This is a genomic window from Bacillus cereus group sp. BfR-BA-01310, assembly GCF_022664325.1.
Taxonomy (GTDB): domain Bacteria; phylum Bacillota; class Bacilli; order Bacillales; family Bacillaceae_G; genus Bacillus_A; species Bacillus_A paramycoides.
The window spans coordinates 1-12,482 of record NZ_JAKUHD010000019.1 but is presented as its reverse complement, the minus strand read 5'-3'; the positions used below and the strand labels follow the sequence as shown (position 1 = coordinate 12,482).

Sequence of the window (12,482 nt, the reverse complement as noted above, 5' to 3'; positions counted from 1 at the left end):
AAATGTTACTGATTTGAAGAAGGGAGAACTATTGAATGGCTAAAGATGATGTAATTGAAGTCGAAGGTACCGTTCTTGAAACGTTGCCAAATGCTATGTTCAAAGTAGAATTAGAGAATGGGCATGTCGTATTGGCTCACGTTTCTGGTAAAATTCGTATGAACTTCATTCGTATTTTACCAGGAGACAAAGTTACGGTAGAATTATCTCCGTACGATTTAAATCGTGGTCGTATTACGTACCGTTTTAAATAATATAGCACTCCGTAATCTTTAAGGAGGTTCGAGACATGAAAGTAAGACCGTCAGTTAAACCAATCTGCGAAAAATGTAAAGTTATTCGTAGACGTGGAAAAGTAATGGTTATTTGTGAAAACCCTAAACATAAACAAAAACAAGGTTAATCAGAAGGAGGTGCATTCGGAATGGCACGTATCGCAGGTGTAGATATTCCTCGTGACAAGCGCGTTGTTATTTCTTTAACTTACGTATTCGGCATTGGTCGCACAACTGCTGAAAAAATTCTTACTGAAGCTGGTATTTCTTCAGAAACACGAGTTCGTGACTTAACGGAAGACGAATTAGGACGTATCCGTGATATCATCGATCGTATTAAAGTTGAGGGAGACCTTCGTCGTGAAGTATCTCTTAACATTAAACGTCTAATGGAGATCGGTTCTTACCGTGGTCTTCGTCACCGTCGTGGCTTACCAGTTCGTGGTCAAAACTCTAAAAACAATGCTCGTACACGTAAAGGTCCACGTCGTACAGTAGCAAATAAAAAGAAATAATAAGTAAAGGAGGTTGAACTAACAATGGCACGTAAAACAAACACTCGTAAAAAACGTGTGAAAAAGAATATTGAAGCTGGTATAGCTCATATTCGTTCTACTTTCAACAACACAATCGTAACACTTACAGATACTCACGGTAACGCACTTTCTTGGTCTAGTGCTGGTGCACTTGGTTTCCGTGGATCTCGTAAATCTACTCCATTCGCTGCGCAAATGGCTGCTGAAGCTGCTGCTAAAGTTGCAATGGAGCACGGTTTAAAAACTTTAGAGGTTACTGTTAAAGGTCCTGGTGCTGGTCGTGAAGCTGCAATTCGTGCTCTTCAAGCTGCAGGTCTAGAAGTAACAGCAATTAGAGATGTTACTCCAGTTCCTCATAATGGATGTCGTCCACCAAAACGTCGTCGTGTGTAATTTTTCTGTATAGAATTTTCCCTTTTGTCTATAATGGATATGATGCATTATCGAGAAATTTCGTACAGAAACATCGCTTGTTGTGCACAATCGGGAACTGCCTAAGGGGGACTTTCGGTTAAACAGGGGTTTGTCCTTTGTTTAACCGGGGTTTCGACGTTTTGAAGGAGGGTTTAGTTAATGATTGAAATCGAAAAACCGAAAATCGAAACGGTTGAACTTAACGAAGATGCTAAGTATGGCAAATTCGTGATTGAACCGCTTGAGCGTGGATATGGTACTACTTTGGGTAACTCCTTACGTCGTATTCTTTTATCCTCACTCCCTGGTGCCGCTGTAACTGCCATCCAAATCGATGGCGTTTTACACGAATTTTCAACAGTTGAGGGCGTAGTAGAGGACGTTACGACGATCATCTTAAACTTGAAAAAGTTAGCTCTTAAAATCTACTCTGAAGAAGAGAAGACGTTGGAAATCGATGTACAGGGCGAAGGTATTGTCACAGCTGCTGATATTACTCACGATAGTGATGTAGAAATCTTAAATCCAGATTTACACATTGCGACGTTAGCAAAAAATGCGCATTTCCGCATGCGTTTAACTGCAAAGCGTGGCCGTGGGTATACGCCAGCTGATGCAAATAAAAGCGAAGATCAACCAATAGGAGTAATTCCTATTGATTCTATTTATACTCCAGTATCACGTGTAACTTACCAAGTGGAAAAGACACGTGTCGGACAAGTGGCTAATTATGATAAGCTTACGCTTGATGTATGGACGGATGGAAGCATCGGGCCAAAAGAAGCTATCTCTTTAGGTGCCAAAATCTTAACTGAGCATTTAAATATCTTTGTTGGTTTAACTGATGAAGCACAAAATGCTGAGATTATGGTCGAGAAGGAAGAAGATCAAAAAGAGAAAGTTCTTGAGATGACTATCGAAGAACTAGATCTTTCTGTTCGTTCTTATAATTGCCTAAAACGTGCAGGAATTAATACTGTACAAGAGCTTGCGAACAAAACAGAAGAAGATATGATGAAAGTTCGTAACTTAGGACGTAAATCCTTAGAAGAAGTTAAACATAAACTTGAGGAATTAGGTTTAGGTTTACGTAAAGACGACTGAGGATTTAAACCCATCAACAAAGGAGGGAACTACGAATGGCATACAGAAAATTAGGCCGTACAAGTGCGCAACGTAAAGCTATGTTACGTGACTTAGCTACTGATTTAATTATCAACGAGCGCATCCAAACGACAGAAACTCGTGCAAAAGAACTTCGTTCTGTAGTGGAAAAAATGATCACTTTAGGTAAACGCGGAGATCTTCATGCTCGTCGTCAAGCAGCAGCTTTCATCCGTAATGAAGTTGCTAACGCTGAGACTGGTCAAGATGCACTTCAAAAATTATTCGCTGATGTAGCTCCACGCTATGCTGAGCGCCAAGGCGGATACACTCGTATTGCAAAAATTGGTCCACGTCGCGGAGACGCAGCACCAATGGTAATTATCGAGTTAGTATAATGATGATTAAAAGGGCAGGACAGTTCTTTTCAAGTAACTGGTCATGGCCCTTTTTTTTTAAATAAAAAAAATAGGCTAACTTGGCGAAGGAAAGGGTGCCTTGTATTGAAAAAAGAGAAACTTCGGACAGAAAATATATCATTTCAATATCCTGGGGCAGCCTCTTATGCATTAAAAGATGTTTCATTTTCCTTATATGAAGGAGAATGGGTATCTGTTATTGGACAGAACGGTTCAGGGAAGTCTACACTTGCAAAATTATTGAATGGTTTGTTTTTGCCGGAATCAGGGACAATTACTGTAAATGATACAATGGTTTTATCGGAGGACACGGTATGGGATGTTCGAAAACAAATTGGGATGGTATTTCAAAATCCTGATAATCAATTTGTTGGAACGACAGTACAAGATGATGTTGTATTTGGCTTAGAGAATATTGGAATGCCAAGAGAGCAGATGGTAGAAAGATTAGAACAGGCTCTGCAACTTGTCCGTATGGAAGATTTTCTTAATGATGAACCTCATTCGTTATCTGGTGGGCAAAAGCAACGAGTCGCAATAGCAGGCGTTTTAGCACTTCAGCCATCTATTTTAATATTAGATGAAGCAACGTCAATGCTAGACCCTCAAGGGAGACGTGAAGTAGTAGAAACGGTTAGACAACTTGTTAATCAAAAAGGTATTACTGTGTTATCAATTACACACGATTTAGAAGAAGCGGCACAGTCAGACCGTGTCATTATTTTAAACAAGGGAGAAATATTAGAGGAAGGAACTCCAGAACAAATTTTCAGGTCCTCTCATATGCTCCAAGAAATTGGATTAGATGTACCGTTTTCAGTAAAAATAGCAGAATTATTAAAAAGAAATGAAATTCTCTTGCAAAATACGCATCTTACAATGGAAAGCTTGGTGAACGAACTTTGGAGATTACATTCCAAAAAGTAGAACATCGTTATCAATATAAAACTCCATTTGAAAGACGCGCACTTTATGATGTAGACGTGTCGTTTCCAAGTGGGGGCTATTATGCCATTATCGGTCATACTGGTTCAGGTAAGTCGACGATGATTCAACATTTAAATGGTTTATTGCAGCCGACAAATGGTACGGTTCAAATTGGTGAACATTTAATCTCAGCAGGGAAGAAAGAGAAGAAGCTTAAGCCACTACGAAAAAAAGTAGGGGTGGTCTTTCAGTTCCCAGAACATCAACTATTTGAAGAGACAGTTGAGAAGGATATTTGTTTTGGACCCACTAATTTCGGTGTGTCTGAAGAAATGGCAAAACAAAAGGCGAAAGATGCAATCCAGCTTGTTGGATTGGACACAGAGTTATTAGCACGTTCTCCATTTGAGTTAAGCGGTGGGCAAATGAGACGTGTTGCAATAGCAGGTGTACTTGCAATGGAACCCGAAGTGCTTGTATTAGATGAACCTACAGCAGGGCTTGATCCGAAAGGACAGCACGAGCTTATGGAGATGTTTTATAATTTGCATAAGGAACAAGGGCTTACAGTCATTCTTGTTACCCATAATATGGAGGATGCCGCTAAGTATGCAGATCAAATTGTGGTTATGCATAAAGGAACGGTCTTTTTGCAAGGAAGAGCGGAGGAAGTATTTTCACATGCTGATGAATTAGAACAAATTGGTGTGGATCTTCCGATGTCTTTAAAGTATAAACGTGCAATTGAAGAGAAGTTTGGTATTTCAATTTCGAAGGCTACCTTATCTTTAGAGGATCTTACTCATGAAGTTGTACAGGTGTTACGAAAAGGTGGTCATGAATCATGCAGCAGTTGATTATTGGGAGATACATTCCAGGTCAGTCACTCATTCATCAACTTGATCCTCGTACGAAGCTGTTGATTGTCTTTTTATATGTATTTGTTGTTTTCTTAGCAAATAATGCGATTTCATATGGATTTTTATTTTTATATGCACTCATTGCTTTATTTTTTGCAAAAGTGCCGATTCGTTATGTACTTTCGGGCTTAAAACCAATTTTATGGATTTTTCTTTTTACATTTTTCCTGCATATTTTTACAAATAAGGAAGGGGATGTACTATTCCAGCTTGGTTGGTTTTCAATACATGAAAAAGGATTAGAGCAAGGGATATACATTTCTATACGATTCTTCGTTATTATTTTAATGACGACATTATTAACGTTAACAACGACACCAATTGAGATTACAGATGGTTTGGAGACGTTATTAAAACCATTGAAGCGTATAAAGGTTCCTGTTCATGAAATCGCATTAATGATGTCTATTTCTCTTCGTTTTATCCCGACATTAATGGATGAAACGAGTAAAATTATGAAAGCACAAGCGTCACGTGGTATTGATTTTGCCGGAGGTCCGATAAAAGATAGGATGAAAGCAATTATCTCATTACTCGTTCCACTTTTTATTAGTGCTTTTAAGCGTGCTGAGGACTTAGCGATTGCGATGGAGGCTCGTGGATATCAAAATGGCGAAGGACGCACTAAATTTAGGCAACTACGCTGGAAAACAAGCGATACAGTAACGATTATAAGCTTACTTTGTTTAGCTTGTATTTTGGCATGGGTGCGATCGTAATGGAGAATAGAGAAATGGAAAGAATAAAATGTACAGTTGCATATGATGGCATTCACTTTTGTGGTTACCAAATTCAGCCACAGCATCGTACTGTTCAACAAGAAATAGAGAAGGCATTGCAGAAGTTGCATAAAGGAGAGCTTGTTCGTGTTCAGGCATCAGGCAGAACGGATTCTACCGTTCACGCGAAAGGACAAGTTATACACTTTGATACACCTTTGTCTCTTGAAGAGTGGCAATGGAGTAATGCTTTAAATACAATGTTGCCAGATGATATTGTTATCAGGCAGGTAGAGAAGAAAACAGAAGAATTTCATGCACGTTACGGTGTCGAGAAAAAAGAATATCGCTATCGTGTATTATTATCAAAGACTGCGGATGTATTCCGTAGAAATTACGTATATCAATATCCATATCCACTTGAAATAGAATCGATAAGAAAAGCAATTCCTTATTTTATCGGGACTCATGATTTTACTTCTTTTTGTTCGGCAAAAACTGACAAAGTAGATAAAGTGCGAACAATTTATGAAATCGAGTTAATTGAGCAAGACGATGAATTAATTTTTCGTTTTGTAGGTAATGGATTTTTATATAATATGGTCAGAATTATTGTTGGTACGTTACTTAGCGTAGGGCAAGAAAAGCTTGATCCTGGTAGCATTCCAGAGATTTTAGCGAAACAAAATCGCCAGTTCGCTGGAAAGATGGCTCCAGGTCATGGACTTTACTTATGGCAGGTAAACTATAACAACTAATCCTGGTGTAACATTTGCTTGACATTAGAAACTCAAAAGTATATCATAACATATGGTATTGTTTCTAAAACCACGATTAGCCCCGGAAGGAAATCGTGTTTAAGATAAACAATAGATTTTTTCTATGGAAAAGATAACGAGGAGGGAAACACATGCGTACGACTTTTATGGCAAAAGCTAACGAAGTTGAGCGTAAATGGTATGTGGTTGACGCTGAAGGTCAAACTTTAGGTCGCCTAGCTAGTGAAGTAGCATCCATTTTACGTGGTAAAAACAAACCTACATTTACACCACACGTTGACACGGGTGATCATGTAATTATTATTAACGCTGAGAAAATTCATTTAACAGGTAATAAATTAAACGATAAAATTTACTACCGTCACACTAACCACCCAGGTGGACTTAAGCAAAGAACAGCTCTAGAAATGCGTACAAACTACCCTGTACAAATGTTAGAGCTTGCAATTAAAGGCATGCTTCCAAAAGGACGTTTAGGACGTCAAGTTTCTAAGAAACTAAACGTGTATGCTGGAGCAGAGCATCCACACCAAGCACAAAAACCAGAAGTTTACGAACTTCGCGGATAATTAATTAAAGGAGGGCTTACTTTGGCACAGGTTCAATACTATGGCACTGGACGTCGTAAGAGTTCAGTAGCGCGCGTACGCCTAGTTCCAGGCGAAGGACGCGTTATCATTAACGGTCGTGATTTTGAAAACTATATCCCATTTGCTGCATTACGTGAAGTAGTGAAACAACCTCTAGTTGCAACAGAAACTTTAGGTAACTACGATGTACTTGTAAACGTAAATGGTGGTGGATACACTGGTCAAGCTGGTGCTATTCGTCACGGTATTTCTCGCGCTTTATTAAAAGCTGATCCAGAATACCGTCTAACACTAAAACGTGCAGGTCTATTAACTCGTGACGCACGTATGAAAGAGCGTAAAAAATACGGTCTTAAAGGCGCACGTCGTGCACCTCAGTTCTCAAAACGTTAATTTTTGCGAACTTCAAACCCCAACCATTTTGGTTGGGGTTTTTTATGTTTAATTCCTCTTCTGTATTTTTTGTAGTTTGGAATATTTTAGTGCTATCGTCCTACGTATGCTTCTTCTTTAGAGGTTTAGACTAATACGTATTAGGGAGGTTTATAAGTACTATGAATGTCATTGTCAACTTACAAGAAAAACAAAAAGAAAAGCAGTTAAAATACGAGCGGAAGATGCTGCGAGAATTATCATTAAAAACATTACGTTCAAATATTCGTGATGCTTTTCATATGCAAGAGCTTCATCGTCAGTATGAAGATTATTGTATTGAATTAGGGATAGAATCTTATTTGTTAGGAGCGAGATACAGTAAATTTGGTTATTATGGTGAATCATTCTTTGATGTGAAATATAGAGCATTAGAGGAAGAACAACAATTAACTGAAACACTATTTCAATTTTTAACAAGTATGACTATACGAGAAATTAAATTAAATGATGAGGAATTACTTTATGAATCTTGCCAGCAGTTTATCGGCTTGTGGTGGCAGGAAGGATATGAAAAAGGTGAAAGAAGATATCGATTAAAGCTACACTAAGACAAGCATAAACTTTCCTCTTGTCCCATATAAGTAATTAGAGGGACTAGCTGGAGGAGGAAAGGTATGAAGAGAATTCGAATTATCTCTTTTGCGCTCGCTGCGGTTGTTTTGTTTTTTTTAGTCAAACAAGAATTTCAAATTACAAAATCGTGGCGAGCTTGGAATTTACCCTTATCAGGGAAAGTAATTGTATTGGATGCTGGACATGGTGGACCAGACGGAGGGGCTGTTGGTGGAAAGGATATTGTAGAAAAAGATATTACACTTGAGATTACAAAAAAGGTACAAGATTATTTACAAGAACAAGGTGCTTTAGTTATTTTAACACGTGAGGGAGATTATGATTTAGCTAACAAAGATACAAAGTCATATAGTAGACGTAAAGCAGAGGATTTAAAAAGGCGTGTAGAGATCATTAATAAGCCTGATGTAGACTTTTTTGCAAGTATCCATTTAAATGCTCTAACTAGTGGTGGATCCAAAGGCGCACAAACGTTCTATTACCGTTCTTTAATTGAAAATGAACGGGCTGCGAAATTTATACAAGCTGAATTGAGAACAAGCTTAGAAAATACGAATCGTTCCGCTAAAACAATTCCTCACGTGTACTTATTGAAGTATGCTAAAACACCGGGTGCTTTAATTGAGGCTGGCTTTTTATCGAATGTGAATGAAAGATATATGTTAAATTCGGAGAAATATCAGCAAAAAGTAGCAGCTGCAATATATCGTGGTATATTACGTTATTTTACGGAAAAGGGAAATCCTCCAGAATAAGGAGGATTTTTTCGAGTTTCTCTCGTTAACGAAGTTTTCCGAAAATATGTTATACTGGAAATGTAAACGCATTTATTTCAAAAATAAAGAGAGATAAATTCAATTAACATTACGTTATTTTTCATACAGGGGGCTGGGCTAATTATGGTAACAAAAGAGCAAGTAGTGGAAGCGTTGGAAGGGATTGTAGATCCGTTTTTACATAAAACGTTAAAAGAAACAAATGCAATTAAAGAGGTAACAGTCAAGCCTGAGAAGGAACATGTAAGTGTTAAAATTGCAATTGTAAAAACAGGTACAGCGGAACAAATGCAGTTGCAGTCTGGAATTGTAAAGTTAGTAAAAGAACTTGGAGCAGCAACAGTTGGACTTCGTTTCGCAGAATTTACAGAAGAGGAATTAGCTCAGTTTGCACCACCGCAAGAAGAAGAGAAAAGTGAATCTTTATTATCACCAAACTCAAAAACAACATTTTTAGCAGTGGCAAGTGGAAAAGGCGGGGTAGGAAAATCGACTGTTTCCGTTAACCTTGCAATTGCTTTAGCTCGTTTAGGGAAAAAAGTCGGTATCATTGATGCAGATATTTACGGTTTTAGTGTACCGGATATGATGGGTATAGAAAAACGTCCAATCGTAAGAGGCGATAAGATAATTCCAGTGGAGCGTCTAGGTGTGAAAGTAATCTCAATGGGATTCTTTGTAGAAGATAATGCGCCTGTTATTTGGAGAGGACCTATGCTTGGAAAAATGTTAAATCACTTCTTCACAGAAGTAGAATGGGGTGATTTAGATTACTTAGTATTAGACCTACCGCCAGGCACGGGTGACGTTGCGTTAGATGTGCATTCGATGTTGCCGTCTTGTAAAGAGATTATTGTAACAACGCCGCATCCAACAGCAGCGTTTGTAGCAGCGCGCGCTGGAGCGATGGCTTTACGTACAGAACATAGCATTCTTGGTGTCGTTGAAAATATGGCATACTTTGAAAGTAAAGCAACTGGTGAGAAAGAGTATGTGTTTGGAAGAGGCGGAGGAGACAAACTAGCTACGGAACTCCAAACGGATGTACTTGGCCGAATTCCACTTCAGCAACCTGATTGGAATAAAGAAGACTTTGCGCCGTCAGTATATGAAGATACACATACAACGGGTCTCATTTATCGTGCGATAGCTGAGACAGTTATTGATAAAACGGCCGTTACACAAAAGTAAAGTAATAATGAGTGGGCAATACATACATTGTCCACTCATTATTATAATTATTATTTTTACTTTTGCTCTTTACTCCCACTTTGAGAACCACCTTCACCGCCTTTTTTAGCAGATCCGCCTTTTTCGGCTTTTTGCACACCTTTACTAATGATATCGATCATTTTAGCTTGGAAGAGTGGACTTTCGGCGGTTTCGGTTAGTACTTGTTGTAAATATTGACGATATTCTTTACTCTTCATTGTTTGTAACATGATTTTTTCTACTTCAGGATTCTTCATAATCTCTATAACACCTGATTGGTATTCAGGATCTTTAAGTAAAGTTTTCATCAAGTTTGTTTGTTCTTTTCCCATACTTTTAGCAAATTTCGATGAGAACTCAGGGTCTTTAAAGAGTTTTTCCCAGAATTGTTGTCCTTTGTCGGATACCATCGCATCTTCAATCGTTTTCTTTACTACCGTTTCATCTAGTATGAGTGCTTGTTTCATTTTTTCATCCTTTAATACATCTTGGATTGCTTTTTTTCCTTGATCGGTTTTTAAAATATCAACAATCATTTTCTTTGTTTGATCGTAATCTAGTTCAGATTTCGTGTCTTTTCCTTGTGCACATGCTACTAGTGCGAAAAGTAAAAGAGAAGAAATCGAAACGAGCAGCATCCGTTTCATAAGTTGGAGCTCCTTTCAGCACAGTTCTCTTTTTTTAATATAAATATCTTTAAGGAATTTATACATGAACATGGCTAGCTTTTTGAAATTGTCATTGATACAATTTAATTAGAAATATAAGAATAATGGGGGATGTGTTGTGAATAGCCGCAAGTGGGTACGACTATTTTTAACGACGTTGTTTCTTGGTGGGATTAGCACAGTCTTTATTGGGTTTGTTTTGGAGTGGGACAAGTACGCTAAATTTTTTCAAAATTTAGACGGTAAAGAAATTTTAGCGATTTCTTTTTGGTTGATGGGCATAGGATTTATTTTTAGTGTTATAAGTCAAATGGGATTCTTTGCGTATTTAACAATCCATCGTTTTGGACTAGGGATGTTCCGGTCATCTTCTTTATGGAATGCAGTACAGCTTTTCTTTATTGCGTTCGTATTGTTTGATTTTGTTTATTTAAGGTCAGTACTTATTGCAAATGGGGAAGTTTCATTGGGGAATAACATACTTGTTGCTGGCATGTTATTTGTATTTGGAGCGATTGTTGCTTACGTAAAGAGTAAAGAAACGAACAAAAAAGCTTTTGTGCCCGCTCTGTTTTTTATGGTTGTTGTAACAATTCTTGAGTGGGTACCAGCGCTTCGGATTAATGATACAGATTGGTTATATTTAATGGTTATACCACTTCTATTATGTAATGCATATCAGTTGCTTGTATTACATCGTTTAATAGGACAGACGAGTAAATCCGTTTAATTCAAAGAGCGGACGAAGAGTTTTAATTGGCTGAATAAAAAAGCTCTACTATCTTAACGTAAGATAGTAGAGCTTTTTATGCGTGAAGAACTGTTTGGAAGTGAACTACTTTATATCTTCGCTTTTCGTACTAGTGTTTGATATAAGTTGTGATACAGATGTTTGTTCATAACCGTCACTCTTTAATTTTTGTAAGAGTAGTGGTAAAGCTTTATTTGTTTGAAGGGCAGAATCGGAAGCGTGTAATAAGACGATATCTCCGCCCTTCAAATTGCTAGAGACGGTGGAAACGATGTTATTTACGCCGGGATTTTTCCAGTCATTTGAATCGTTACTCCAATGGACGATAGTGTATCCGAGTGATTCTGCTATTTTAAGGGTTGTTTTGTTAAAGTCTCCACTAGGTGGACGCAATAGCTTGACTTGTTTTACACCAAGCTTCGTAAAAACATCTTGTGCCCGCAAAAGATCTCTTCGTATTTCATTTGCTTCTAGTGAAGTGTAGGACGTGTAATTATAGCCCATACTACCAATCTCATGTCCATCTTTCATGATGCGTTCGACAATATCAGGGTGTCTTTCAGCCCATGCAGCAGAGAGAAAGAAGGTTGCATTCTTAATTTCTCTTTCTTTGAGTGTATCAAGGATTGGAATAGCTTTTTTGTCTCCCCAACTAATGTCGAACGTGAATGCAACTTGTTTTTTAGCGGTGTCCCCTTTGTAAATTACTTTAGGGCCAGTAGCAGTTGAAAAAGCAGATTCATGTGAATATGTTTTTAAAAAGAGTAGCCATGCTGTAAATAAGGAAAGTACGACTATTAAGCTAATGTGTTTAAATGTTCTTTTACTCGTAATAAAAAAGAAAAACATAATATTACGCCCCTTTGTCCAATCCTTTTCAGTTACATATATGCTTTAAATTAAAAAAAGAGAACAAGGGATTAATATCGTAAGTGATGGATATAATGAATGATAGTATTTTGGTTTTTCAGTGATGTGTTATTGATAAGTGAAAACGAGCGGAATTTTTATTATTACGTAAGGAACTATTGGGGTGATGATTTGCTTGGGCTTATGTTGACGAAAGAAGAGAAAAAAGAAATGGAATACATATTGAAGAGAGAGCTAGAGGAACTTTTATTTGATTTTGAAGATGAGCATATACATAGCGTTGTAAAAAAGGCGATGGAAGAAAGATATAAAATCATTTTTTGTTTATTTCGGAGAGTTGCTAATACAGAAGAATGTATTCGTTATGTAAGAAAAAGAATTTTTTATTAAAAAGTGTTGACGTTAAGGATAAGTATATGATAAATTAATAAACGTCGCTGATGCGGAAACGCAGAAAACGACAAAAAAGAAATTGAAAAACTTAGTTGACATCGAAAAACGAAGATGTTAACAT

19 protein-coding genes are annotated in these 12,482 nt (G+C 37.6%); 17 read left to right on the top strand and 2 right to left on the bottom strand.

The window, feature by feature from the left end; genetic code table 11:
* Positions 1-35: 35 nt before the first annotated feature.
* The 15 genes from infA to MR109_RS23890 all read left to right on the top strand — a co-directional run bounded on the left by infA (position 36) and on the right by MR109_RS23890 (position 9,658).
* Positions 36-254, top strand: a complete 219-nt coding sequence (gene infA, locus MR109_RS23960; protein ID WP_001029884.1) for a translation initiation factor IF-1 — start codon at positions 36-38, stop codon at positions 252-254.
* A 35-nt stretch (positions 255-289) separates the two neighbouring features.
* Entirely contained in the window at positions 290-403 is a 114-nt protein-coding gene (gene rpmJ, locus MR109_RS23955) for a 50S ribosomal protein L36 (RefSeq protein WP_000868344.1), read from the top strand.
* A 21-nt stretch (positions 404-424) separates the two neighbouring features.
* The gene (rpsM, locus tag MR109_RS23950) at positions 425-790 is read left to right on the top strand and encodes a 30S ribosomal protein S13 (RefSeq protein ID WP_000090790.1); all 366 of its coding nucleotides are present in this window, start codon (positions 425-427) and stop codon (positions 788-790) included.
* Between the two features lie 24 nt (positions 791-814).
* Positions 815-1,204, top strand: coding sequence for a 30S ribosomal protein S11 (rpsK, locus tag MR109_RS23945; RefSeq protein WP_000101797.1), 390 nt, complete (start codon positions 815-817; stop codon positions 1,202-1,204).
* Positions 1,205-1,384: 180 nt separating this feature from the next.
* Complete coding sequence (locus MR109_RS23940) at positions 1,385-2,329, top strand: DNA-directed RNA polymerase subunit alpha (protein ID WP_000569644.1); 945 nt, start codon at positions 1,385-1,387, stop codon at positions 2,327-2,329.
* Positions 2,330-2,364: 35 nt separating this feature from the next.
* Positions 2,365-2,727 (top strand): 50S ribosomal protein L17, encoded by a 363-nt coding sequence (gene rplQ / locus MR109_RS23935; RefSeq protein ID WP_000331490.1) that lies wholly within the window; start codon positions 2,365-2,367, stop codon positions 2,725-2,727.
* 105 nt (positions 2,728-2,832) lie between these two features.
* On the top strand, positions 2,833-3,675 hold the full coding sequence (locus MR109_RS23930) for an energy-coupling factor ABC transporter ATP-binding protein (protein WP_071717884.1): 843 nt from the start codon (positions 2,833-2,835) through the stop codon (positions 3,673-3,675).
* Positions 3,651-4,532, top strand: a complete 882-nt coding sequence (locus tag MR109_RS23925; RefSeq protein ID WP_071717883.1) for an energy-coupling factor ABC transporter ATP-binding protein — start codon at positions 3,651-3,653, stop codon at positions 4,530-4,532. Before MR109_RS23930 ends, MR109_RS23925 begins: the two co-directional genes overlap by 25 nt.
* A complete protein-coding gene (locus MR109_RS23920) occupies positions 4,520-5,314 on the top strand; it encodes an energy-coupling factor transporter transmembrane component T family protein (RefSeq protein WP_002175427.1) in 795 nt (264 codons plus the stop codon). Before MR109_RS23925 ends, MR109_RS23920 begins: the two co-directional genes overlap by 13 nt.
* A gap of 14 nt (positions 5,315-5,328) precedes the next feature.
* On the top strand, positions 5,329-6,072 hold the full coding sequence (truA, locus tag MR109_RS23915; protein WP_098473826.1) for a tRNA pseudouridine(38-40) synthase TruA: 744 nt from the start codon (positions 5,329-5,331) through the stop codon (positions 6,070-6,072).
* Between the two features lie 152 nt (positions 6,073-6,224).
* The gene (rplM, locus tag MR109_RS23910; RefSeq protein WP_001260793.1) at positions 6,225-6,662 is read left to right on the top strand and encodes a 50S ribosomal protein L13; all 438 of its coding nucleotides are present in this window, start codon (positions 6,225-6,227) and stop codon (positions 6,660-6,662) included.
* A gap of 21 nt (positions 6,663-6,683) precedes the next feature.
* Positions 6,684-7,076, top strand: a complete 393-nt coding sequence (gene rpsI / locus MR109_RS23905) for a 30S ribosomal protein S9 (protein ID WP_000079986.1) — start codon at positions 6,684-6,686, stop codon at positions 7,074-7,076.
* 161 nt (positions 7,077-7,237) lie between these two features.
* Entirely contained in the window at positions 7,238-7,666 is a 429-nt protein-coding gene (locus MR109_RS23900) for a DUF2521 family protein (RefSeq protein ID WP_002175425.1), read from the top strand.
* Between the two features lie 66 nt (positions 7,667-7,732).
* The gene (gene cwlD, locus MR109_RS23895; protein WP_002175424.1) at positions 7,733-8,446 is read left to right on the top strand and encodes an N-acetylmuramoyl-L-alanine amidase CwlD; all 714 of its coding nucleotides are present in this window, start codon (positions 7,733-7,735) and stop codon (positions 8,444-8,446) included.
* Between the two features lie 144 nt (positions 8,447-8,590).
* Complete coding sequence (locus MR109_RS23890) at positions 8,591-9,658, top strand: Mrp/NBP35 family ATP-binding protein (RefSeq protein ID WP_002175423.1); 1,068 nt, start codon at positions 8,591-8,593, stop codon at positions 9,656-9,658.
* 56 nt (positions 9,659-9,714) lie between these two features.
* Here the strand turns inward: MR109_RS23890 and gerD are convergent, their stop codons facing one another.
* On the bottom strand, positions 9,715-10,326 hold the full coding sequence (gene gerD / locus MR109_RS23885) for a spore germination lipoprotein GerD (protein ID WP_071717881.1): 612 nt from the start codon (positions 10,324-10,326) through the stop codon (positions 9,715-9,717).
* A gap of 139 nt (positions 10,327-10,465) precedes the next feature.
* Here gerD and kbaA point away from each other — a divergent pair, with 139 nt between their 5' ends.
* The gene (gene kbaA, locus MR109_RS23880; RefSeq protein ID WP_242274109.1) at positions 10,466-11,077 is read left to right on the top strand and encodes a KinB signaling pathway activation protein KbaA; all 612 of its coding nucleotides are present in this window, start codon (positions 10,466-10,468) and stop codon (positions 11,075-11,077) included.
* Between the two features lie 105 nt (positions 11,078-11,182).
* Here the strand turns inward: kbaA and pdaB are convergent, their stop codons facing one another.
* Positions 11,183-11,947: a polysaccharide deacetylase family sporulation protein PdaB gene (pdaB, locus tag MR109_RS23875; protein WP_098473825.1), complete on the bottom strand. Its 765-nt coding sequence runs from the start codon at positions 11,945-11,947 to the stop codon at positions 11,183-11,185.
* 192 nt (positions 11,948-12,139) lie between these two features.
* Between pdaB and MR109_RS23870 the strand changes: the two genes are divergently transcribed.
* Positions 12,140-12,358: a hypothetical protein gene (locus MR109_RS23870; RefSeq protein WP_025149617.1), complete on the top strand. Its 219-nt coding sequence runs from the start codon at positions 12,140-12,142 to the stop codon at positions 12,356-12,358.
* The last annotated feature ends 124 nt before the right edge of the window (positions 12,359-12,482 follow it).

Bases quoted from the DNA above. Each gene is read 5' to 3' on its own strand.
- infA (WP_001029884.1), top strand. From the start codon at position 36: ATGGCTAAAGATGATGTAATTGAAGTCGAAGGTACCGTTCTTGAAACG.
- truA (WP_098473826.1), top strand. From the start codon at position 5,329: ATGGAAAGAATAAAATGTACAGTTGCATATGATGGCATTCACTTTTGT.
- rpsM (WP_000090790.1), top strand. From the start codon at position 425: ATGGCACGTATCGCAGGTGTAGATATTCCTCGTGACAAGCGCGTTGTT.
- MR109_RS23900 (WP_002175425.1), top strand. From the start codon at position 7,238: ATGAATGTCATTGTCAACTTACAAGAAAAACAAAAAGAAAAGCAGTTA.
- MR109_RS23890 (WP_002175423.1), top strand. From the start codon at position 8,591: ATGGTAACAAAAGAGCAAGTAGTGGAAGCGTTGGAAGGGATTGTAGAT.
- rpsK (WP_000101797.1), top strand. From the start codon at position 815: ATGGCACGTAAAACAAACACTCGTAAAAAACGTGTGAAAAAGAATATT.
- rplQ (WP_000331490.1), top strand. From the start codon at position 2,365: ATGGCATACAGAAAATTAGGCCGTACAAGTGCGCAACGTAAAGCTATG.
- gerD (WP_071717881.1), bottom strand. From the start codon at position 10,326: ATGAAACGGATGCTGCTCGTTTCGATTTCTTCTCTTTTACTTTTCGCA.
- MR109_RS23920 (WP_002175427.1), top strand. From the start codon at position 4,520: ATGCAGCAGTTGATTATTGGGAGATACATTCCAGGTCAGTCACTCATT.
- rpmJ (WP_000868344.1), top strand. From the start codon at position 290: ATGAAAGTAAGACCGTCAGTTAAACCAATCTGCGAAAAATGTAAAGTT.
- pdaB (WP_098473825.1), bottom strand. From the start codon at position 11,947: ATGTTTTTCTTTTTTATTACGAGTAAAAGAACATTTAAACACATTAGC.
- rplM (WP_001260793.1), top strand. From the start codon at position 6,225: ATGCGTACGACTTTTATGGCAAAAGCTAACGAAGTTGAGCGTAAATGG.
- cwlD (WP_002175424.1), top strand. From the start codon at position 7,733: ATGAAGAGAATTCGAATTATCTCTTTTGCGCTCGCTGCGGTTGTTTTG.
- MR109_RS23940 (WP_000569644.1), top strand. From the start codon at position 1,385: ATGATTGAAATCGAAAAACCGAAAATCGAAACGGTTGAACTTAACGAA.